Raw genomic sequence first — 21,500 nt, forward strand, 5'->3', positions numbered from 1 at the left:
CCTGTGAATAAAGCGTGCAGGCCACGTGGAGAGGCCCCCTTCCTGAATGGAAGGGGGCAGGGGGCTCAGCGGGCCGCCAGCTGGCGCAGCACGTACTGCAGCAGGCCGCCGTGCTTGAAGTACTCCACTTCCTTGGGGGTCAGCAGCATCACATGGGCCTGGAAGGTCTTCACGGTGCCGTCGGCGCGGGTCGCGGTGACCGTGGCGGTCTTGCTGGCGCCATCGGCCAGGCCGGTGATGTCGACCTTCTCCGAGCCGTCCAGGCCCAGGCTCTGGGCGTTCTCGCCTGCCTGGAACTGCAGCGGCAGCACGCCCATGCCGACCAGGTTGGAACGGTGGATGCGCTCGAAGCTCTCGGCCATCACCGCCTTCACGCCCAGCAGGTTGGTGCCCTTGGCGGCCCAGTCGCGCGAGGAGCCGGTGCCGTACTCCTTGCCGGCGAACACCACCAGCGGCACGCCCTCGGCCTTGTACTTCATGGCCGCGTCGTAGATGGCCAGCTTTTCCGGCTCGCCGCCGCCGGCCGGGTAGTACAGGGTGTTGCCGCCTTCCTCGCCCAAAAACATCAGGTTCTTGATGCGGATGTTGGCAAAGGTGCCGCGCACCATCACGTCGTCATTGCCGCGGCGGCTGCCGTAGCTGTTGAAGTCGGCCGGCTGCACGCCGCGCTCCTGCAGGAAGCGGCCCGCCGGGGAGTCCTTCTTGATGTTGCCGGCCGGGGAGATGTGGTCGGTGGTGATCGAGTCGCCGAACAGGCCCATCACCCGGGCGCCGTGCACGTCGTCGATGTGGCCGACCTGCATGGTCATGCCATCGAAGTAGGGCGGGTTCTTGATGTAGGTGGAGCTGCCGTCCCATTCGTACAGGTCGCCGTCGGGCGACTGGATGGTGTTCCAGCGGCTGTCGCCCTTGAACACGTCGGCGTAGTTCTGCTTGAACATCTCCGGGCCGATGGTCGCGGCGATGACGTCGCCGATTTCCTTGTTGCTCGGCCAGATGTCGCGCAGGTACACCGGCTGGCCGTCGCTGCCGGTGCCGAGCGGTTCGGTGGTCAGGTCGATGTCGGTGGTGCCGGCGATCGCGTAGGCCACCACCAGCGGCGGGCTGGCCAGATAGTTCATCTTCACTTCGGGGTGCACGCGGCCCTCGAAGTTGCGGTTGCCCGACAGCACCGAGGTCACCACCAGGTCGCCACTGGCGATGCCGGCGCTGACTTCGGTGGGCAGCGGGCCGGAATTGCCGATGCAGGTGGTGCAGCCGTAGCCGACCACGTAGAAGCCGACCTTTTCCAGCTCGGTGAGCACGCCGGCCTTTTCAAGGTAGTCGGTGACCACGCGCGAACCCGGGCCGAGCGAGGTCTTCACCCACGGCTTGCGGTCCAGGCCCTTGGCCGCCGCGTTGCGGGCGAGCAGGCCGGCACCGATCATCACCGCCGGGTTGGAGGTGTTGGTGCAGGAGGTGATGGCGGCGATGACCACGGCACCGTCCTTGAGCCGGAAACGGGTGCCGTCCAGGTCGACATCGGCGTAGCCCTTGGCCAGCTGTTCGTTGCCGACCGCAGCGCCGCCGCCTTCGTTGACGAACTTGGAAACGTCGTCGCTGCGCTTGTCGCGATTGGTGGTCAGGCCACCCAGGTTGTCGCGGTAGTTCTGCTTGACGTCCTGCAGCAGCACCCGATCCTGCGGGCGCTTGGGACCGGCCAGCGACGGCTTGACCTCGCCCATGTCCAGTTCCAGCGTGGCGCTGTAGCTGGCATGGGCGGTGGTGGCGTCGTGCCACAGGCCCTGGGCCTTGGCGTAGGCTTCGACCAGCGCGATCTGTTCTTCGTTGCGGCCGGACAGGCGCAGGTAGTTCAGCGATTCGTTGTCGATCGGAAAGATGCCGCAGGTGGCGCCGTACTCGGGCGCCATGTTGCCGATGGTGGCGCGGTCGGCCAGCGGCAGGTGCTGCAGGCCTTCGCCGAAGAACTCGACGAACTTGCCGACCACCCCGTGCTTGCGCAGCATCTGGGTGACGGTCAGCACCAGGTCGGTGGCGGTCGCGCCTTCGGGCAGGCGGCCGGTGAGCTTGAAGCCCACCACCTGCGGGATCAGCATGGAGGAGGGCTGGCCGAGCATCGCCGCTTCGGCCTCAATGCCGCCCACGCCCCAGCCGAGCACGCCGATGCCGTTGATCATGGTGGTGTGGCTGTCGGTGCCGAACACGGTGTCGGGGTAGGCGACCGCCTTGCCGTCCTTGTCCGCAGTCATCACCACGCGCGCCAGGTTCTCCAGGTTCACCTGGTGGACGATGCCGGTGTTGGGCGGCACCACCTTGAAGTTGTCGAACGCCTTCTGGCCCCAGCGAAGGAAGCCGTAGCGTTCCTGGTTGCGCTGGAATTCGATCTTGCCGTTCAGGTCGAGTGCGTCCGGGGTGCCGAACACGTCCACCTGCACCGAGTGGTCGATGACCAGTTCGGAGGGGATCTGCGGGTTGATCTGTTCCGGGCGGCCGCCCAGCTTGACCACGGCGTCGCGCATGGCGGCCAGGTCGACCACGCAGGGCACGCCGGTGAAGTCCTGCAGGACCACGCGGGCCGGCATGAAGGCGATTTCGATGTCCGGCTCGGCGGCCGGGTTCCAGCGTGCCACCGCTTCGATGTGATCGCGGCCGACGGTGGCGCCGCCGTCTTCGTGCCGGAGCAGGTTCTCCAGCAGGATCTTCATCGAATAGGGCAGGTGGGAGATGTCGAACTGCTGTCCGAGCTTGGGCAGGCTGAAGTAGTCGTAGGTGGTGCCGCCGACGTCCAGCTGGCTGCGGGTGGAGAACGAGTCGCTCATGCGGGGAAACTCCTCTTGCGGATGGCTTGCAGTGGCCCGGGGGCCTGCTTGCGGTTGCCGGAGGCCAGGCGCCGGCAGTGGGAATCAGTATGAACCCTTCAGCCACGCGCCGGTCTTCGGCAGGGCCTCAGGCTACCTATACCTATGTATCGCCTGTGTCATTGGTGTGGCAGGGCCTTGGGCGGTTGGAGGCGGCGAGGCTGAACAGGCTCGGGTAGAAGTATGCGGGGTCAAGTATGTATAATTCGTACATACTTTGGAGGGCCTACCGATGGAAGCCACCGTTGCAGAACGCGGACAGATCACCTTGCCCAAGGCGGTCCGCGACGCGCTCGGCCTGACCAAGGGCACCCAGCTGAAGGTGGAGCTCGACGGCAGCCGCATCATCCTGCGCAAGAGTGTTGACGATGCCATTTCAAGGGCGCGCGGCAAGTTCTCGCTGGACGGCTTCGAGTCGGCCGAGGCGGCCGTGCGCGCCGTGCGCGACGAGGGATAAGCCAGGATGATCGCCGTCGATTCCCCGGTGCTGGTCGAGCTGCTGAGCAATGGTCCGCAGGCCGATGCCGTGGAGGCCTGCCTGCGCCAGAGCCTGGTCAGCGGCAAGGTGGTGGTGTGCGGGGCAACCCTCGCCGAAGTCTGTGCCAGCCTGCGCGGCGGTGCCGAGGTGCTGGAAGCGCTGGAGGAAATGGGCGTCCATTTCAACGCGCTGGAAGCCAAGTCGGCCCTGCGCGCGGGCGAGATGCACCGCCGCCATCGCCAGCGCGGGGACAGCCGGCGCAGCCTGGACGACTTCATGGTCGGCGCGCACGCGCTGTTGCAGTGCGACGGCCTGATCACCTGGAACGACAAGTTTTACCGCGACTACTTCAAGGGCCTGAAGCTGATCGTGCCAAACGCCTGAGCCCCTTTTTTTCAACCGTTTCATTCAATCGCATTCTTCGAGAATCACCCGGGAGTTGTCATGTTGGAAGCCTACCGCCACCACGTAGCCGAGCGCGCCGCGCTTGGCATCCCGCCGCTGCCGCTGAACGCCCAGCAGACGGCCGACGTCATCGAACTGCTGAAGAACCCGCCGGCCGGCGAGGCCGAGTTCCTGCTCGACCTGCTGACCCACCGCGTTCCGGCCGGCGTCGATGACGCGGCCAAGGTCAAGGCCTCGTACCTGGCCGCGATCGCGTTCGGCAGCGAAACCAACCCGCTGATTCCGCGTGAGCGCGCCACCGAACTGCTGGGCACCATGCTGGGCGGCTACAACGTCGCGCCGCTGGTGCAGCTGCTGGACGACGCCAGCGTCGGCACCATTGCCGCCGATGCGCTGAAGCACACCCTGCTGGTGTTCGACGCCTTCCACGATGTGCAGGAAGAGGCCAAGGCGGGCAACGCCAACGCGCAGGCCGTGCTGCAGAGCTGGGCCGATGCCGAATGGTTCACCAGCAAGCCAGAAGTGGCCGCGAGCATGACCGTCACGGTGTTCAAGGTGCCGGGCGAAACCAATACCGATGACCTGTCGCCGGCCCCGGACGCCACCACCCGGCCGGATATTCCGATGCACGCCCTGGCGATGCTGAAGAACAAGCGCGACGATGCCGCCTTTACGCCGGAAGAAGACGGCAAGCGCGGTCCGATCCAGCAGATCCTCTCGCTCAAGGACAAGGGCCACCTGGTCGCCTACGTGGGCGATGTGGTCGGCACCGGTTCGTCGCGCAAGTCGGCGACCAACAGCGTGCTGTGGTGGACCGGCGACGACATTCCGTACATCCCGAACAAGCGCGCCGGCGGCGTGTGCCTGGGCGGCAAGATCGCCCCGATCTTCTACAACACCATGGAAGACGCTGGCGCACTGCCGATCGAGCTGGACGTGACGAAGATGGAGCACGGCGATGTCGTCGAGCTGCGTCCGTATGAAGGCAAGGCACTGAAGAACGGCGAAGTGATCGCCGAATTTGAAGTGAAGTCCGAAGTGCTGTTCGACGAAGTGCGCGCCGGTGGCCGCATTCCGCTGATCGTCGGCCGCGGCCTGACCGGCAAGGCGCGCGAAGCGCTGGGCCTGGCCCCGACCGATCTGTTCCGCCTGCCGGTGCAGCCGGTCGACACCGGCAAGGGCTTCTCGCTGGCGCAGAAGATGGTCGGCCGCGCCTGTGGCCTGCCGGAAGGCCAGGGCATGCGCCCGGGCACCTACTGCGAACCGAAGATGACCTCGGTGGGCTCGCAGGACACCACCGGCCCGATGACCCGTGACGAGCTGAAGGACCTGGCCTGCCTGGGCTTCTCGGCCGACCTGGTGATGCAGTCGTTCTGCCACACCGCGGCGTACCCGAAGCCGGTCGACGTCAAGACCCACCACACCCTGCCGGAATTCATCTCCACCCGTGGCGGCGTGTCGCTGCGTCCGGGCGATGGCGTGATCCACAGCTGGCTCAACCGCATGCTGCTGCCCGACACCGTCGGCACCGGCGGCGACTCGCACACCCGTTTCCCGGTGGGCATTTCGTTCCCGGCCGGCTCGGGCCTGGTGGCGTTCGCCGCCGCCACCGGCGTGATGCCGCTGGACATGCCGGAATCGGTGCTGGTGCGCTTCAAGGGCCAGATGCAGCCGGGCGTGACCCTGCGTGACCTGGTCAACGCGATTCCCCTGTACGCGATCAAGTCGGGCCTGCTGACCGTGGCCAAGGCTGGCAAGAAGAACATCTTCTCCGGCCGCATCCTTGAAATCGAAGGCCTGCCGGACCTGAAGGTGGAGCAGGCGTTCGAACTGTCCGACGCCTCGGCTGAGCGCTCGGCTGCCGGCTGCTCGGTGCACCTGAACAAGGAACCGATCATCGAGTACCTCACCAGCAACATCACGCTGCTGAAGTGGATGATTGCCGAGGGTTACCAGGACGCCCGTTCGCTGGCGCGCCGTATCGAGAAGATGGAATCGTGGCTGGCCAACCCGGAGCTGTTGGAGCCGGACGCCGACGCCGAATACGCCGCGGTCATCGAAATCGACCTGGCCGACATCCACGAGCCGATCGTGGCCTGCCCGAACGATCCGGACGACGTCAAGACGCTGTCGGACGTGGCCGGTGCGGCCATCGATGAAGTCTTCATCGGTTCGTGCATGACCAACATCGGTCACTTCCGCGCCGCTGCGAAGCTGCTGGAAGGCAAGCGCGACATCCCGACCAAGCTGTGGGTGGCCCCGCCGACCAAGATGGACGCCTCGGAGCTGACCAAGGAAGGCCATTACGGGACCTTCGGCACCGCCGGTGCGCGCATGGAAATGCCGGGCTGCTCGCTGTGCATGGGCAACCAGGCACAGGTGCGCGAAGGCGCGACGGTGTTCTCGACCTCGACCCGCAACTTCCCGAACCGCCTGGGCCGCAACTCCAACGTGTACCTGGGTTCGGCCGAGCTGGCCGCGATCTGCTCGCGCCTGGGCCGCATTCCGACCAAGGCCGAGTACATGGCCGACATCGGCGTGCTGGATGCCAGCGGCAAGGAGATCTACCGCTACATGAACTTCGACCAGATCGAGGAATACCAGGACGTGGCCAAGACGGTCGCCGCCTGAGTTTCGTGATCGGTTGATGTGTTGAACGAAAAACCCCCGGTGCGAGCCGGGGGTTATTTGTGTGGCAATTGCGCCGCGCGTGCGTTACCGTTTGATGGTAAACCCCGGTACCGTCTCTGCCTCAGGCATGCGGCCGGGGTATTTTTTTGGTTGGCGGTAGGCGGTAGGGTCGCACCCCAGTCGACCGCCGGGGTGGTCGGGGGTGCATTGGGGCACGACATTCGGTGGAGAGCGTTTCCACGTTCGGTTTCCATGCGTCGCCGTGCCGGTCAGTGGTATCGGCGGACGTTTGGGAACCGTCCCCACCGGTCCCGGCCATTTCGTTGTATCAGCTTCGCGCCAGCGCCATCAGGCGCTCTGCTATCCGCTCCAGCGGTACCTGTTCTTCCGCCGCGCCCAGCTTGAACGCTGCGCCCGGCATACCCCAGACCACGCTGGTGGCTTCGTCCTGGACGAGAGTTGGGGCGCCGACGTTCTTCAGTTCGAGCAGGCCGCGCGCGCCGTCGTCGCCCATGCCGGTGAGGATCGCGCCGATGGCGTTGGCGCCGGCGCTTTCCGCCACGGAGCGGAACAGCACGTCCACTGCCGGCTTGTGCCGGTTGACCGCTGGGCCGTCATCGACCCGGCAGCGCCAGCGGGCGCCGTCGCGGATCACGCGCAGATGCTTGCCGCCCGGGGGCAGGTAGGCGTGGCCGGCGAGCACGGCTTCGCCGTCGCTGGCTTCGCGCACGGACATGGCCGAGTGGCGGTCCAGGCGCTCGGCGAAGGCGGTGCTGAACGTTGCGGGCAGGTGCTGGGTGAGCACCACGGCCGGTGCGTCGGCAGGCATGCCTTCCAGCACCACGCGCAGCGCTTCGGTGCCGCCGGCGGAGGCGCCGATGGCGATCAGGCGGTCGGTGGTGCGGAACTGGATGGAACGGGTGGGCGAGGGCGCCACGGCGTCGAGCGTGACGCGCGGGGCGATCGGGCGGGCCAGGGTGCGCACGCGCGAGCGCGCGGCCATCTTGACCTTGGCGATGATTTCTTCGGCATAGCCCTGCAGGCCGCGCGCGACGTCCAGCTTGGGCTTCGAGATGAAGTCCACCGCGCCCAGGGCCAGCGCCTGCAGGGTGGTGTCGGCGCCACGCTCGGTGAGCGAGGAGATCATCACCACCGGCAGAGGGTGCAGCCGCATCAGGTTTTCCAGGAACGCCAGCCCGTCCATGCGCGGCATTTCCACGTCCAGGGTGATGACGTCGGGCGCCAGGCGCTTGATCTTCTCGCGCGCCAGCAGCGGGTCGGCGGCGGTGCCGACCACTTCGATGCCAGGGTCGCTGGCGAGGATCTCGCTCAGCATCTGCCGCACGACGGCGGAGTCGTCCACGATCAATACACGTACGGGCGAACCACTGATCATTCGAACAGCTCCACGCCACCGGTGACCGGGGCACGCGACAGGCGCGCACGCACCGCCGATTCGGTCGCGGCCACTTCGGCCTCGTGCGCATGCGGCAGGCGCTGCACCACCACGCGGCCGGTGTCGGCGAAGAACCACACCTTGCGCGGGTGGATGCCGCACAGGTCTTCGGCCAGCACCGGAATGTGCTCGGCCTGCAGGTACTGGCGCACGAACTCGGCATTGCGGGTGCCGACCGGGTTGCTGGTGAAGCCCTTGAGCACGTTGGCCCCGCCGAACACCTTGGCTTCCAGGCGCTTGCGGTGTGCGCCGCGCTTGAGCAGGTCGTTGATCAACAGTTCCATGGCATAGCTGCCGTAGCGGGCGGGCGCGCCGTCGCCGACGTTGCCTTCGGGCAGCAGGAAGTGGTTCATGCCGCCGATCTTGAGCATAGGGTCGCGCAGGCATGCGGCCACGCACGAGCCCAGGGTGGTGGTCAGCGCGGTTTCATCGTCGACCACCAGGCACTGGGTCGGCAGCAGCTTGGCGGCGGTGACCTTGAAGCGGCTGTCGTAGTAACGCATCACCTCGTCGGTGCGGGCGGCGAGGTTCATGCCGGGGCTCCGGGAGCGCGCTTGTAGAGGGTCCGGCCGCACGGCTGGATCAGGTCGGCGGCGTGCAGGTAGTTCTCCGAATGCCCGGTGTAGAGCAGGCCGTCGTCGCCCATGTGCTGGATCAGCCGCGAGAGGATGCCGCGCTGGGTGGGCTTGTCGAAATAGATCATGACGTTGCGGCAGAACAGGGCGTCGAACGGGCCGCCGACGTCGTAGCGCGGCGCCAGCAGGTTGAGCGGGCGGAAGTCGATCAGCTCGCGCAGGGCCGGATGCACGCGGCACTGGCCTTCGTTGGGGCCGCTGCCGCGCTGGAAGTAGCGCTTCTTGATCGCCGGATCGAGCCCGGAGACGCGGTCGATGGCATAGACGCCCTTGCTGGCGGTGGCCAGCACCTGGGTGTCGACGTCGGTGGCCAGGATCCGTACCGGCGGCTTCAGGGTGCCGAACGCTTCGCAGGCGGTGATCGCCATGGAGTAGGGCTCTTCACCGGTGGAGGCGGCGCACGACCACAGCTGCAGGGTGCCGTGGCCGGTGCGAGCGCGCAGTTCGGTGTCGAGCTTTTCGAAGTGGTGCGGTTCGCGGAAGAACGCAGTGAGGTTGGTGGTCAGGGCGTTGGTGAACGCCTGCCATTCGTCACCGCCCTGGCTTTCGAGCTGGTCCAGGTAGTCCTGGAAGCTGCGCAGGCCGAGCGCGCGCAGGCGCCGCGACAGGCGGCCGTAGACCATGTCGCGCTTGGCCGGGGCCAGCGAGATGCCGACGCGCTGGTAGATCAGGTCGCAGATCCGGCGGAAGTCGCGGTCGGCGAACTCGAATTCGCGACCGTGGGGCGTGCTGGCGGAGGCAGGGGCGGTTGGCGTGGTCACGGGCGCACTCGGGAGAATGGGGGGCGGATGGAAGCGGAGCAGAGCTCCGCTCTACCTCAGAATTCCTGCCAGTTGTTGTCGTCGGTCGGCGTAGTGCGGGGCGCACGCGCGGCGGGGGACGACCTGGTCGCAACCGGCTTTACGCTGCGCAGTGGCGCCGGCGGTGCGACGCGTGCGGCGACCGCGCTGACCGCGTTGGCCACCTGGTTGTCCAGGCGGAAGATCGAGACGGCGTCGGCCAGCTGGGTCGCCTGTTCTTCCATGGCGCGGGCGGCGGCGGTGGCTTCTTCCACCAGCGCGGCGTTCTGCTGGGTGGTTTCGTCCATCTGCACCACGGTCTGGTTGACCTGTTCGATGCCGGCCGACTGTTCCTGCGAGGCCGCCGAGATCTCGGCCATGATGTCGTTCACGCGCTGCACCGAGGCGACGATCTCGCCCATGGTGGTGCCGGCCTTGTGCACCAGGGCCGAGCCGTCGGCCACGCTGGCCACCGAGTCGTCGATCAGGCCCTTGATCTCCTTGGCGGCACCGGCCGAACGCTGGGCCAGGGTGCGTACTTCGGAGGCGACCACGGCGAAGCCGCGGCCCTGTTCGCCGGCACGTGCAGCTTCCACCGCGGCATTCAGCGCCAGGATGTTGGTCTGGAAGGCGATGCTGTCGATCACCGAGATGATCTCGGCAATGCGCCTGGAGCTGGCTTCGATCGCGCTCATGGTGGTGACCACCTGGCCGACCACTTCACCGCCCTGCGAGGCGACGCTGTGCGCGCCGATGGCGAGCTGGTTGGCCTGGCGCGCGTGTTCGGCGTTCTGGCGCACGGTGGAGGTCAGTTCCTCCATCGAGGCGGCGGTCTCTTCCAGGTTGGCGGCCTGCTGTTCGGTACGGCGCGACAGGTCGCTGTTGCCGGTGGCGATCTCGCCGGCGGCCAGGTTGATGTTGCCGGCCGCCTGTTGGATCTGGCCGACGATCTGGGTCAGCTGCGCGACGGTGGCGTTGGCGTCGTCGCGCATGGTCGCGAACACGCCCTGGTAGTCGCCGTGCATGCGCGCGGTGAGGTCGCCTTCGGCAATCGCCGACAGCAGCTGCGAGAGCTTGCCCAGGTTCTCGTCGCTGACCTGCATCATCGCGTTGAGGCTGGCGATCATCTGCGCGAAGTCGTGGTCGAAGCGGGCGCTGTCGCCGCGCTGGCTGAAATCGCCGGCGGCGGCCGCAGCGCCCAGGCGCTTGATCTCGGCGTTGATGCTGGCCAGGTTGTGCTTGACCGCGTCGACGGTGGTGCTGATCGCTGCCTTGTCGCCCGGGTAGCGGGCGATGTCGGCACTCAGGTCGCCGATGGCGTAGCGCTGGACCACGGCCAGCACCTCCTGCATGGTCTGCACGTGCGCGCCGACCAGGGTGTTGGTCTCATGCACCATCAGGCCGTACTCGCCCGGGAAGGCGGCTTCGTCCATGCGGTAGGTGGTCTGGCCGGCGTCGTGCTGGCTGGCCATCTCGCGCTGGGCGCCGATTACTGCGTGCAGCTGCTGCTGCATGCGGCCCATGCTTTCCAGCAGGCGGCCGGGTTCGTCCTGGGCCTGCACGCCGATGCGGCTGTCCAGCTTGCCGCGCGCGATGCTCTCGGCCACGCTGGTGGCCTGGCGCAGCGGCCCGGTGATGCGGTTGCCGATCAGCCAGCTCAGGGCCAGCACCAGCAGCACCACGGCGCCGCCGCTGCCGGCCATGATGCCGGTGAAGGCCAGCGCGTCGGACTGCACGTCGTCCATGTACACGCCGCTGGTGACCACCCACTGCCACGGTGCATACATGCCGGCGTACGTGGCCTTTTCGATCAGGGCATCGCCGTTGCCGGGCTTGGTGGTCGAGTAGTAAGTGAAGCCGCCGCTCTGCTTGGCCAGGTCCACCTGCTGCCGGTACAGCGGCACGCCGTCCTTGGAGACGTAGTCCTTCTGCACCTTGCCGACGCGGTCGGGCGCGAACGGGTGCATCAGCAGGGTGTAGTCGGTGGCCAGCACGTTGTAGTACGCCGCGTCGTTGTCGCCGCGCATGCTGTGCAGCGCCTGCAGGGCCGCGCTCTTGGCCGCTTCTTCGGTGAGTTCGCCGCTCTCGGTCAGACGCTTGTAGTGGTCCAGGATGCCGTAGGTAAGTTCGACCTGGGTCTTCAGGCTCTCCTTGCGCGTGTCGGCCAGGTCCAGGTACTGGATGCGGGCGGCGATCATGGCAAGGACGATCACGCCAAGCGCGATCAGGGCGGTGAGCAGGTTGAGCTTGCCCCGGACGGAGAGGTTGGAGAAGCGGCTGGCGAGATTCATGTATTCGGGTCTTCTGCTGCGGGGGCATGCCGTCGACGTACAAGTGACGGCAAATGAGTTATCGGCCGCGAACGCGTCGGATTGAGTCGTGCGAACTGAGCGCATTCAGCCTGGGATACGAAAAGGCCCCGGTGCATGCGCACCGGGGCCTGGTCTGTTGCGCGTCACGCGAAGGCGTGGCGCTTAGAACTCCTGCCAGTCGCCTTCGGCCAGTTCAGCGGCGACCGCACGGTTGGTCGGCTTGCGTGCCGGAGCAGCGGCAGCCACCGGACGGGCGGCCACCCGCGGTGCGGGTGCAGCCACCGGTGCCGGCGCCAGCACGTCACGCTCGTCGAGGCGGAAGATCGAGACAGCGTCGCTGAGGTGGCCGGCCTGTTCTTCCATGGCGCGGGCGGCAGCGGTGGCTTCTTCCACCAGCGCAGCGTTCTGCTGGGTGGTTTCGTCCATCTGCACGACCGTCTGGTTGACCTGCTCGATGCCGGCCGACTGTTCCTGGGAAGCGGCGGAGATCTCGGCCATGATGTCGGTGACGCGCTGCACCGAGGCGACGATCTCGCCCATGGTGGCGCCGGCCTTGTGGACCAGGGCCGAGCCGTCGTTGACCTTGCCGACCGAGTCGTCGATCAGGCCCTTGATTTCCTTGGCGGCACCGGCCGAACGCTGGGCCAGGGTACGTACTTCGGAGGCGACCACGGCGAAGCCGCGGCCCTGTTCGCCGGCACGCGCCGCTTCCACCGCGGCGTTCAGGGCCAGGATGTTGGTCTGGAAGGCGATGCCGTCGATCACCGAGATGATCTCGGCGATCTTCTTGGACGAGGTCTGGATCGCGCTCATGGTGGTGACCACCTGGCCGACCACCTCGCCACCCTGCGAGGCGACCGTATGCGCGCCGATGGCGAGCTGGTTGGCCTGGCGGGCGTGTTCGGCGTTCTGGCGCACGGTGGAGGTCAGTTCCTCCATCGAGGCGGCGGTTTCTTCCAGGTTGGCGGCCTGCTGTTCGGTACGGCGCGACAGGTCGCTGTTGCCGCTGGCGATTTCGCTGGCGGCGGTGCTGATCGCCTGGCTGGACTGCTTGATCTTGGTGACGATGCCGCTGAGCTGTTCGGCGGTGGCGTTGGCATCGTCGCGCATGGTGGCGAACACGCCGTCGAACTCGCCGTGCATGCGCACGGTCAGGTCGCCCTGCGACAGCGCCGTGAGCAGGCCGGAGATCTGTTCGATGCTCGACGCGTTGGCGTCGAGCAGGCCGTTGATCTGCTGGGCCAGCTGCAGGAAGAAGCCGTCCTTGCCTTCGGCGCTGATGCGGCCGGACAGGTCGCCGGCAGCGGCCTGGGCGATCACGCGGGCCACTTCGGCTTCGACCAGCGCTTCGGGGGTTCGATCGCGCCATTCGACCACGTGGCCGACGCTCTCGCCTTCTTCGTTGCGGATGGTGGAGACCACCTGGGCGAACTGGGCGTCACCGAACTGCATGGCGCGACGGGCAACGCCGTGCTGCTTGAGGTTGGCCAGCAGGGTGGCGTCCATTTCGCCACGGTGCTCGAGCACGGTCAGCGGGCGACCGACCAGGCTGGTGCTGGCGTCGAAGTCCGGCAGGCTGGCGCGCAGGTCGTCCTGGTACTGGGACAGGGTCTGTTCCAGGGCGCGGTTGGCGTAGACGATGTTGAGGTGGTTGTCGGTCAGGTACACGCCGGTGGAGCTGTAGTCCAGCGCGGTACGGATGCGCAGGTTCTCGCGGGCCACGGCCTGTTCGGTTTCGGTGCGCTCGCGCAGGTCGCGCTGCATGCGCTGCATGGCCTGCATCAGTTCGCCGACTTCGTCCTGGCGGGTGACGTCGATATGGCCATCGAGCTTGCCGCCGGCCACGTCGTTGGAGACCGAGACCGCGCCACGGACGGCGCCGACCAGCGAACGGGCGAACAGGTAGACCAGCACCAGGCCGAGCGCGGCGCCGCCGAGCAGGGCGATGACGGTCAGGGTGGCCGAGGTGGCGTAGGTCGATTCGGCCTCTTCGCGCGAGGCGCGGGCGAGGCGGTTGTCTTCGGCAATCAGGGTCTCAAGCGCGGTGGCGGCCTTGAGGTGCTTCATGCGGGTTTCGCCGACGAAGGTGTCGATGGCATCGTCCGGCAGGTCGAGCTCGAGCATTTCGGTGACGGCGTCGTAGGAGGCGAGCGAGTCGGTCCAGTCCTTGGCGAAGGCGTCGAACAGCTTCTTCTGCTGGGGGCTGTCGATCAGTGCCGGGTACTTCTTGATCGAGGCGTCGATCTTGCCGCGCAGGTCCTTGGCGCGGGTCTTGGCTTCGGCCTTGACGTCGTCGCTGGCGCGGATCAGGCCCTGGTAGGCCGAGTTGCGGTATTCACCGAGCATGCCACGCATTTCGCCGGCCATGCGGATGCTTTCCATCCGGTTGCCGGCCAGTTCGGTGGTCACGTTGTTGAGGGAGTGCAGGCCGCGATAGGCGACCACGCCCTGCAGCAGCATCACCAGCAGGATGACGCCAAAAGTCAGCATCAACTTCGGCATCAGTTTGAGGTTCTTGATCCATTGCATGGTGGTGCACTCTCCTGTGGCAGACGCGCCCGGGTCTCAGGCCCGGTTGCAGCAGCCACGCCGGCGCGGGCCGGCGTGGCGGGGCATGGGTCGATTACTTGATGTTGGCGAGCTTCAGGCCGGCCGGCGAGCTGACTTCGATTTCAGCGCGCGAGGCGTCGCGGGCGATCTTGCCGATCACGCACACGGTCTTGCCTTCCAGGGTTTCCAGCGGGAAGCTGAACTTGCCGCGGTTGGCGCCGGCGATGCGGGCCGAGAAGGTGTGGCGCGGGAAGGCGCCGCCCATGTACAGGAAGGTCGGCTGGCCTTCGGAACCTTCGGCGTAGCGGGCCTTTTCGACCTTGCCGCAGACCATGCCGTCCTTGCCGACCGAGCGCGCTGCCAGCTCCGGCGGGATCATCTCGGCGGACTGGGCGAAGGCGGAGGAGGCGGAAGCGGCCAGGACGGCAGCCGAGAACACGGCAAAGAGGGACTTCATCGGGAAATTCTCCGGGGGACTATGAATGGTGGTACCTGATTCCAGCTATCGGCCTTTTGCGACAGAACTGAAGAACTTTTTTGTCCGGATCAGGCGGCGGCGTCTTCGACGGCGGCCTGCTGGCCCATGTCGGCGCTGTCGAGCAGGGTTTCGATGTCGAGCAGGATCAGCATGCGGTCGTCCTGGGTGCCGATACCGGAGATGAAACGGGTGTCGACGGCGGCGCCGAATTCGGGGGTGGGGCGGATCTGGTCGGCGTTGAGCGGGATGACGTCGGAGACGCTGTCGACGACGATGCCGACGACGCGGTTGTCGACGTTGAGCACGATCATGACGGTGAAGGCGTCGTAGCGGGCTTCATCCAGGCGCAGCTTGAGGCGCAGGTCGATGACCGGGACGATGGTGCCGCGCAGGTTGATCACGCCCTTGATGTAGTCGGGGGCATCGGGGACGCGGGTGACCGAATCGTAGCCGCGGATTTCCTGGACCTTGAGGATGTCCACGCCGTAGTGCTCGGCGCCGAGGGTGAAGCTGAGGTACTCGCCACCGCTGCTGGCGGCGTTGGGGTTGCTGTCGTTCATGGAAGGAATCCTGGGTCGGGCGTGGCGGTCGGAAAACCGGGGCGTCACGCTTGGTATCGGCCTGGGATGTCGCGACTTTAGAGGGCGTCGCGAAGAGCGTCCGGCCAGCGGCCGGACCTACGCATTGGGGTCATTCCCCGTTCTTGCGGGCGCTGCGCTGGCGGTCGATGCGGAAGATGTAGCGCTGGATGGCGCTGTCGCCGCCGCGGGGCAGGCCGTCGAAACGCATGCCGATGCGCTTCATTTCCACGCCATTGGGGAGCTTGAGGGAGAGCTGGTTGCAGACGATCAGGGAGACCTGCAGGGGGCCGGTCTCGGGCATGTCCAGGCGGGCGTCGTAGCGCTTCTGGATGGAGAAGGCGTTGCAGTTGACCGGGACGGTCACGGCCAGGCCGCCGCCGCTGATGTCCACCACGCGCAGGTGCAGGGCTTCGCTGCGGTCTTCGTTGATCGGGAACAGCAGGTGCGGGGAGTCGGTGACCGGGGTTTCCAGGCGGTACAGTTCGCGGCGCTGGAGGTGCACCAGTTCGGTCGGGAAGGGCACGCGGAAAGCGACGTGGCCGTAGCCGCCGGTGCGCTCCAGGTGGTCCAGGCGGAAGCGGACCATGACCCGGTCCAGCTGGGCGAAACAGAGCAGGTGGCCGGCCTCTTCGGCGGCGCGGTTGGCCGGTTCGGAGGGGCTGCCGTCGAGCAGGAGGGTGTCGTCGTCTTCGTCCAGCTCGAGGATGGCAGTGGGGAACGACTGGTCGCGCCCACCCAGGTGCGCGGTGAGCAGCGAACGCTGGTCGATCAGCGCCTGCAGCAGCTGGCGGATCTGCCGGGGATTGCGGACCAGGTAGCGATCATCCGCGCCGTCGTCGTGGACGGCGTGGGCGTCGTTGTGTGCGTCAAGGCTGCCTTCGGACATGGACTCTGCTGCGTTGGGCGGGTACAGATTTCTTGCGAAATCAGGTCTCTGTCCGTTTATCGGCAGCAGATCACAATAATGTAGAGGCAATGTGTGCATCGGTAAACACGACACCCCGCCGGAGCGGGGTGTCGTGGGGCCTGTCGCCAGGGCAGTGGCTTAGAACTCCTGCCAGTCGCCTTCGCTGGCCAGCGCCGGTTCGCGCACGGCGGCGCGGCGGGCGGGAGCCGCCGGGGTACGCGGTGGGGTCGTGGCCCGCTGGCGGGTGGCCGGTGCGGCTGCGACCACGGTCGGTACGGCCTGGCCTTCCAGCTTGAACAGGGCGACCGCATCGGTGAGGTGGCCAGCCTGTTCTTCCATGGAGCGTGCGGCGGCGGTGGCTTCTTCCACCAGCGCGGCATTCTGCTGGGTGGTTTCGTCCATCTGCATGACGGTTTGGTTGACCTGCTCGATGCCGGCCGACTGTTCCTGCGAGGCGGCGGAGATCTCGGCCATGATGTCGGTCACGCGCTGTACCGAGGCCACGATCTCGTCCATGGTGGCGCCGGCCTGGTTGACCAGGGCGGAGCCTTCGGCGACCTTGCCGACCGATTCGTCGATCAGGCCCTTGATCTCCTTGGCGGCACTGGCCGAGCGCTGGGCCAGGGTGCGCACTTCGGAGGCGACCACGGCGAAGCCGCGGCCCTGCTCGCCGGCGCGGGCGGCTTCGACTGCAGCGTTCAAGGCCAGGATGTTGGTCTGGAAGGCGATGCCGTCGATGACGGTGATGATGTCGGCGATGCGGCGCGAGGACGCGTCGATTTCGTGCATGGTGCTGACCACCTTGCCGACCACGTCACCGCCCTGCGAGGCCACCGAGTGTGCGCCGATGGCGAGCTGGTTGGCCTGGCGGGCGTGTTCGGCGTTCTGGCGCACGGTGGAGGTGAGTTCCTCCATCGAGGCGGCGGTTTCTTCCAGGTTGGCCGCCTGCTGTTCGGTACGGCGCGACAGGTCGTTGTTGCCCGAGGCGATCTCACCGGCGGCGGTGCTGATGCTGCCGGAGGCGTGCTGGATGCGGCTGACGATCTGGGTCAGCTGCGCGACGGTGGTGTTGGCGTCGTCGCGCATGCTGGCGAACACGCCGTGGAACTGGCCGTGCATGCGCGCGGTGAGGTCGCCGTTGGCAATGGCCTGGAGCAGGTGCGACAGCTGCGAGAGGTTGCCGTCGGCCACTTCCATCATGGTGTTGAGGTGCTCGATCATGACCTTGAAGTCGTGGTCGAAGCGCTGCGCGTCGCCGCGCTTGCTGAAGTCGCCGGCCGCGGCGGCCTGGGCCAGGGCCTGGATCTGGGTGTTGATGGCCAGCAGGCTGGCCTTGGCCGCGTCCATCGATTCGTGCAGGATCGCGCGGGTGCCGGGCAGGCGGCGTGCATCCCTGGACAGGTCGCCGGCCGCGTACTGGTTGAGCACGTCGATGGCGTCTCGGATCGAATCGAGGTGTTCGAAGATCACCGTGTTCACGCCGACGGCGAGCTGGCCGTACACGCCCGGGAAATCTTCCGGAATGCGGTGGCTGATGTCCGGGCCGGCGTGCATTTCTACCATCTGCTGGGTTTCGCTGGAGTAGCGGCGCAGCATCAGGGTCATGTCGCGGGTGGCCGCGAGCATGCGACCGGCTTCATCGGCGGTGGTGCTGGAGGTGATGTTGACCGACAGGTCGCCACGCGCCACCGACTGGATGGCGTGCATGGCCTGGCGGATCGGACCGGTGATGGCGCGCGCGATCACCACGCCCATCGCGATGGCCAGCAGGGCCAGCAGCGAGACGGTGGTGATGATGGCGATCACGCTGTTGCGATGGGTGGTGTTGGCCTCGTCGATCTTTTCCAGCATCAGGCCGCTGCTGAACGCGCCGAGGGTCTTGAGGTCCTCGAACATGGTGCGGCGGGCGGGGCGTGATTTGTCATCGGAGATCTGCCGGGCCAGCACGGCGTCGCCGGCGGCACCGGCGGCGCGCATTTCGGCGTTGGCCGCGAAGTAGACCTCCAGGTCGGCGGCGACCTTGCGATACAGCGCCTTTTCCTGGTCGCCGGCCGGCAGCGCGGCGTAGGCGTTGAGTTCGTCACGCACGGTCTTGGCGGTGGCGTCCATGCGCGTGTTGTAGTCGGCGACCTTGTCGGGCTGGTCGAGCATGCTCAGCTGCGCCAGTTCGAAGGTGCGGAACTCGCCGAGCTGCGCGCGCACTTCGCCGAGGTGCTGCACCGAGGGGATGTCGTTGCTGGACATCTCGGCCAGCTCGGCATTCGCGCCGTTCAGGCGCAGCAGCGCAAACACGCCCAGCCCGATCGTCATCAAGGTGGTAAGGGCAAACCCGACCGCGAGCTTGCGGCTGATGGGCAGATTCTGGAACCACTTCATGCTGGGGACTCCGGGCAGGGCAGGGGCGCACGGCGGTTGAACCGCGGGGCGGGCAATGAAACTGTCATCGCTACTGCGGATAACGGCGTGCCCCAGCCCGAACTTGAGCGTTCGAATTCACATTTTTTCTGAAGCGTGAATGGTTGCGAAAGCAAGCAACCGCAAGGCTTTCGCCATGCGGATGCGGATGGATCGGGGGCGGAGGTGATCGTTGGCGAAAACGGGCGTCACGGTTCTGGTGGCGGCGCGGGAAAAGCGGAACGCCCCCGCTTTCGCGAGGGCGTTTCAGACAACCGGCAATTGAGCGCGGGTTACGCCGCCTGCGGCACCCGCAGCGAGCGCACCAGGCCGCCGATGTCGACGATCAGTGCAACGCGGCCATCACCCAGGATGGTGGCACCGGAGACCCCACCGATACGCCGGTAGTTGTTCTCGATGTTCTTCACCACCACCTGCTGCTGGCCGACCAGTTCGTCGACCTCCAGCGCGATTTTCTGGCCATCGCCTTCGACCACCACCACCAGCGAGTCCTCGCTGTTGCGGCGGCCATACCCGTAGTACTCGCTGAGCGACAGGATCGGCAGGTATTCGCCACGCACGCGCAGCACGCGGCCTTCGCCGGCCATCGAGCGCACGTCTTCGGCCTGCGGTTGCAATGCTTCAAGCACGTAGGCCAGCGGCAGGATGAGGGTTTCGCCGGCCACCGAGACGGTCATGCCGTCGAGGATGGCCAGGGTCAGCGGCAGGCGGATCAGCACGCGGGTGCCGTTGCCGGTCCTGCTTTCCAGCTGCACTTCGCCGCCCAGCGCCTGGATGTTGCGGCGGACCACGTCCATGCCCACGCCACGACCGGACAGGTCGGTGACCGCGTCGGCAGTGGAGAAGCCGGGCTGGAAGATCAGGTCCCAGACCTGCGCATCGGTGGGGTTGTCCGGCACGGCAAGGCCACGCTCGTGCGCCTTGGCCAGGATCTTGTCGCGGTTCAGGCCGCGGCCGTCGTCGCTGACTTCGATCACGATGTGGCCGCCCTGGTGCGAGGCCGCCAGGGTGATGGTGCCGGTTTCGTCCTTGCCGGCGTCGCGGCGGACGTCGGGCATTTCCAGGCCGTGGTCGATCGAGTTGCGTACCAGGTGGACCAGCGGGTCGGCGATCTTTTCGATCAGGCCCTTGTCCAGCTCGGTGCCTTCGCCGATCGTGCGCAGGCGGACCTGCTTGCCCAGGCGCGTGGAGAGGTCGCGGACCAGGCGCGGGAAGCGGCGGAACACCGCGTCCACCGGCAGCATGCGCACGCCGATGACCGCTTCCTGCAGGTCGCGGGTATTGCGTTCGAGCAGGTCCAGGCCGGCGAACAGCTGCTCGGCGTGCACCGGGTCCAGTGCGTGCGAGACCTGCTTGAGCATGGCCTGGGTGATGACCAGTTCGCCGACCAGGTTGATCAGCGCGTCGACCTTGTCCACGCTGACGCGGATCGAGGTTTCCGCTTCGCTGGACGCGGCAGCGGGGGCGGCGGCAGCGGCCGGCGCCGCAGGTGCGGCTGCCGGGGCAGCGGCGACGGGCGCGGCCGGAGCGCTGGTGGCCAGGCTCGGCGGTGCGGCCGGGCGGATGTCCAGTTCGCAGTCGTCCACGACCCAGGCGAAGGTGTCTTCGATCTTGCTGCGCGGCACCTTGCCGACCAGGCCCAGGTCCCAGGCCAGGTGCGCTTCGAGCGGATCGAGCTGGTCGAAACCGGGCAGCCGCTCCAGGCGTGCGGCCACCTGCAGCGAACCGAGGTGTTCCAGTTCGCGGATGATGCGCAGCGGGTCGTTGCCGCTCATGAACAGCGACGGCGCCGGCACGAAGCCGATCTGCCACGCTTCAGGGGTGTCGTCGACCTTGGCGGCGACCGGTGCGGCCGCGCTGGCGGCCTGGCCGGAGAGCACGGCTTCCAGGCGGGCCTTGATCGCGGCAACGGCCTGCGGGTCGGCCGGCTGGCCGTGTTCGGCTTCGCGCAGCAGGGCGCGCAGCACGTCCACCGAGGACAGCATGGCATCGACCGCGACCGGCTCCAGTGCGCGCTTGCCGGCGCGCAGTTCGTCCAGCAGCGTTTCCAGCACGTGGGTCAGCGCGGCGATGGCGTCGAAGCCGAAGGTGCCGGCGCCGCCCTTGATGGAGTGCGCGGCGCGGAACACCGAGTTGATGATTTCCGGATCCTGCTGGCCCGATTCCAGTGCCAGCAGCCCGGCTTCCATGGCGTCCAGGCCTTCGCGGCTTTCTTCGAAGAAAGTGGCGTGGAAGCGTTGCAGGTCCATGCTCATGGCAGTTCGGGTCCGGTTACCAAAGGGGAAGGAAGGGGCGGGGCGGGATCAGCCCAGGACTTTCTGGACGGTGGCGACCAGCTGTTCCGGGTTGAACGGCTTGACCAGCCAGCCGGTGGCACCGGCGGCCTTGCCTTCGGACTTCTTGTCGGCGGCGGACTCGGTGGTCAGCATCAGCATCGGGGTGAACTTGTAGTCCGGCAGCTGGCGCAGTTCGCGGATCAGCGAGATGCCGTCCATGTTCGGCATGTTCACGTCGGTCACCACCGCATTGAAGCGCTGGCCCTTGGCGCGACCCAGCGCGACCGCGCCGTCTTCGGCTTCTTCGACGGCAAAGCCGGCCGAGGTGAGGGCGAAGGAAACCATCTGGCGCATCGACGCCGAATCGTCCACCACCAAGATACGTGCGCTCATGCCGCGTTCTCCACAGATTTCAGGTTGTCATGGGTTGCGTCCAGGCCCAGGGCCTGGGTGACGCCGAGCAGTCGCGCGGCGTCGCGGAAGGTGGCGGTGCAGCCTTCGAATGCGGTCGGGTTGCCGGCCTGGCGGCGGGCTTCGACGAATGCGCACAGGACCTGCACCGACGCGGTATGGATACGGCCGACCTGGCTGGCGTCCAGCGTCAGGTCGCCGCCCTGGTCCACCAAGGGGGCCAGGCGTGTTTTGAGCTCGGTGCTGCTCTCGATACCGAGATCATCACCCAGGGCCACAGTGCTCATCGTTGCTCCGGACAAACGGTTCCTAGGTCTATAACGGCTGG

General features: G+C 67.1%; 16 protein-coding genes. 3 read left to right on the forward strand and 13 right to left on the reverse strand.

The window, feature by feature from the left end:
• Positions 1-65: 65 nt before the first annotated feature.
• The gene (acnA, locus tag PDM28_RS08505; protein ID WP_311184455.1) at positions 66-2,819 is read right to left on the reverse strand and encodes an aconitate hydratase AcnA; all 2,754 of its coding nucleotides are present in this window, start codon (positions 2,817-2,819) and stop codon (positions 66-68) included.
• A 271-nt stretch (positions 2,820-3,090) separates the two neighbouring features.
• On the opposite strand from acnA, the gene PDM28_RS08510 reads away from it, so the two are divergent.
• From PDM28_RS08510 to acnB, 3 genes are read left to right on the forward strand one after another with little or no spacing between them, the layout of a single operon-like run.
• The gene (locus PDM28_RS08510) at positions 3,091-3,315 is read left to right on the forward strand and encodes an AbrB/MazE/SpoVT family DNA-binding domain-containing protein (protein WP_070206788.1); all 225 of its coding nucleotides are present in this window, start codon (positions 3,091-3,093) and stop codon (positions 3,313-3,315) included.
• Positions 3,316-3,321: 6 nt separating this feature from the next.
• Positions 3,322-3,720: a type II toxin-antitoxin system VapC family toxin gene (locus PDM28_RS08515; protein WP_311184456.1), complete on the forward strand. Its 399-nt coding sequence runs from the start codon at positions 3,322-3,324 to the stop codon at positions 3,718-3,720.
• Between the two features lie 60 nt (positions 3,721-3,780).
• Complete coding sequence (acnB, locus tag PDM28_RS08520) at positions 3,781-6,372, forward strand: bifunctional aconitate hydratase 2/2-methylisocitrate dehydratase (RefSeq protein ID WP_311184457.1); 2,592 nt, start codon at positions 3,781-3,783, stop codon at positions 6,370-6,372.
• A gap of 328 nt (positions 6,373-6,700) precedes the next feature.
• Here acnB and PDM28_RS08525 read toward each other — a convergent pair whose 3' ends face one another.
• From PDM28_RS08525 to PDM28_RS08580, 12 genes are all read right to left on the reverse strand, one after another.
• Complete coding sequence (locus PDM28_RS08525) at positions 6,701-7,768, reverse strand: protein-glutamate methylesterase/protein-glutamine glutaminase (RefSeq protein ID WP_311184458.1); 1,068 nt, start codon at positions 7,766-7,768, stop codon at positions 6,701-6,703.
• The gene (gene cheD / locus PDM28_RS08530; RefSeq protein WP_311184459.1) at positions 7,765-8,361 is read right to left on the reverse strand and encodes a chemoreceptor glutamine deamidase CheD; all 597 of its coding nucleotides are present in this window, start codon (positions 8,359-8,361) and stop codon (positions 7,765-7,767) included. Before cheD ends, PDM28_RS08525 begins: the two co-directional genes overlap by 4 nt.
• Positions 8,358-9,224 carry a CheR family methyltransferase gene (locus PDM28_RS08535; protein ID WP_311184460.1) on the reverse strand — a complete coding sequence of 289 codons (867 nt, stop codon included), beginning with the start codon at positions 9,222-9,224 and terminating at the stop codon, positions 8,358-8,360. The genes cheD and PDM28_RS08535 overlap by 4 nt, the downstream gene beginning before the upstream one ends.
• A 56-nt stretch (positions 9,225-9,280) precedes the next feature.
• Entirely contained in the window at positions 9,281-11,533 is a 2,253-nt protein-coding gene (locus PDM28_RS08540) for a methyl-accepting chemotaxis protein (RefSeq protein ID WP_311184461.1), read from the reverse strand.
• Between the two features lie 183 nt (positions 11,534-11,716).
• On the reverse strand, positions 11,717-14,083 hold the full coding sequence (locus tag PDM28_RS08545; protein WP_311184462.1) for a methyl-accepting chemotaxis protein: 2,367 nt from the start codon (positions 14,081-14,083) through the stop codon (positions 11,717-11,719).
• 94 nt (positions 14,084-14,177) lie between these two features.
• Positions 14,178-14,561 carry a hypothetical protein gene (locus PDM28_RS08550; RefSeq protein ID WP_425507649.1) on the reverse strand — a complete coding sequence of 128 codons (384 nt, stop codon included), beginning with the start codon at positions 14,559-14,561 and terminating at the stop codon, positions 14,178-14,180.
• Positions 14,562-14,650: 89 nt separating this feature from the next.
• Positions 14,651-15,142, reverse strand: a complete 492-nt coding sequence (locus tag PDM28_RS08555; RefSeq protein ID WP_070207885.1) for a chemotaxis protein CheW — start codon at positions 15,140-15,142, stop codon at positions 14,651-14,653.
• 130 nt (positions 15,143-15,272) lie between these two features.
• Positions 15,273-16,049 carry a flagellar brake protein gene (locus PDM28_RS08560; protein ID WP_311184463.1) on the reverse strand — a complete coding sequence of 259 codons (777 nt, stop codon included), beginning with the start codon at positions 16,047-16,049 and terminating at the stop codon, positions 15,273-15,275.
• A 159-nt stretch (positions 16,050-16,208) separates the two neighbouring features.
• Entirely contained in the window at positions 16,209-18,446 is a 2,238-nt protein-coding gene (locus tag PDM28_RS08565; RefSeq protein ID WP_311184464.1) for a methyl-accepting chemotaxis protein, read from the reverse strand.
• A gap of 311 nt (positions 18,447-18,757) precedes the next feature.
• Positions 18,758-20,740, reverse strand: coding sequence for a chemotaxis protein CheA (locus PDM28_RS08570; protein ID WP_102945509.1), 1,983 nt, complete (start codon positions 20,738-20,740; stop codon positions 18,758-18,760).
• Between the two features lie 48 nt (positions 20,741-20,788).
• Entirely contained in the window at positions 20,789-21,154 is a 366-nt protein-coding gene (locus tag PDM28_RS08575) for a response regulator (protein ID WP_070207889.1), read from the reverse strand.
• Positions 21,151-21,459 (reverse strand): STAS domain-containing protein, encoded by a 309-nt coding sequence (locus PDM28_RS08580; RefSeq protein WP_102945508.1) that lies wholly within the window; start codon positions 21,457-21,459, stop codon positions 21,151-21,153. Before PDM28_RS08580 ends, PDM28_RS08575 begins: the two co-directional genes overlap by 4 nt.
• Positions 21,460-21,500 lie beyond the last annotated feature (41 nt).

It is taken from the genome of Stenotrophomonas aracearum, assembly GCF_031834615.1.
GTDB lineage: Bacteria > Pseudomonadota > Gammaproteobacteria > Xanthomonadales > Xanthomonadaceae > Stenotrophomonas > Stenotrophomonas aracearum.

Coding starts and splice junctions, on each gene's coding strand:
- acnA (WP_311184455.1), bottom strand. CDS start 2,819: ATGAGCGACTCGTTCTCCACCCGCAGCCAGCTGGACGTCGGCGGCACC.
- PDM28_RS08510 (WP_070206788.1), top strand. CDS start 3,091: ATGGAAGCCACCGTTGCAGAACGCGGACAGATCACCTTGCCCAAGGCG.
- PDM28_RS08515 (WP_311184456.1), top strand. CDS start 3,322: ATGATCGCCGTCGATTCCCCGGTGCTGGTCGAGCTGCTGAGCAATGGT.
- acnB (WP_311184457.1), top strand. CDS start 3,781: ATGTTGGAAGCCTACCGCCACCACGTAGCCGAGCGCGCCGCGCTTGGC.
- PDM28_RS08525 (WP_311184458.1), bottom strand. CDS start 7,768: ATGATCAGTGGTTCGCCCGTACGTGTATTGATCGTGGACGACTCCGCC.
- cheD (WP_311184459.1), bottom strand. CDS start 8,361: ATGAACCTCGCCGCCCGCACCGACGAGGTGATGCGTTACTACGACAGC.
- PDM28_RS08540 (WP_311184461.1), bottom strand. CDS start 11,533: ATGAATCTCGCCAGCCGCTTCTCCAACCTCTCCGTCCGGGGCAAGCTC.
- PDM28_RS08545 (WP_311184462.1), bottom strand. CDS start 14,083: ATGCAATGGATCAAGAACCTCAAACTGATGCCGAAGTTGATGCTGACT.
- PDM28_RS08550 (WP_425507649.1), bottom strand. CDS start 14,561: ATGAAGTCCCTCTTTGCCGTGTTCTCGGCTGCCGTCCTGGCCGCTTCC.
- PDM28_RS08555 (WP_070207885.1), bottom strand. CDS start 15,142: ATGAACGACAGCAACCCCAACGCCGCCAGCAGCGGTGGCGAGTACCTC.
- PDM28_RS08560 (WP_311184463.1), bottom strand. CDS start 16,049: ATGTCCGAAGGCAGCCTTGACGCACACAACGACGCCCACGCCGTCCAC.
- PDM28_RS08565 (WP_311184464.1), bottom strand. CDS start 18,446: ATGAAGTGGTTCCAGAATCTGCCCATCAGCCGCAAGCTCGCGGTCGGG.
- PDM28_RS08570 (WP_102945509.1), bottom strand. CDS start 20,740: ATGAGCATGGACCTGCAACGCTTCCACGCCACTTTCTTCGAAGAAAGC.
- PDM28_RS08575 (WP_070207889.1), bottom strand. CDS start 21,154: ATGAGCGCACGTATCTTGGTGGTGGACGATTCGGCGTCGATGCGCCAG.
- PDM28_RS08580 (WP_102945508.1), bottom strand. CDS start 21,459: ATGAGCACTGTGGCCCTGGGTGATGATCTCGGTATCGAGAGCAGCACC.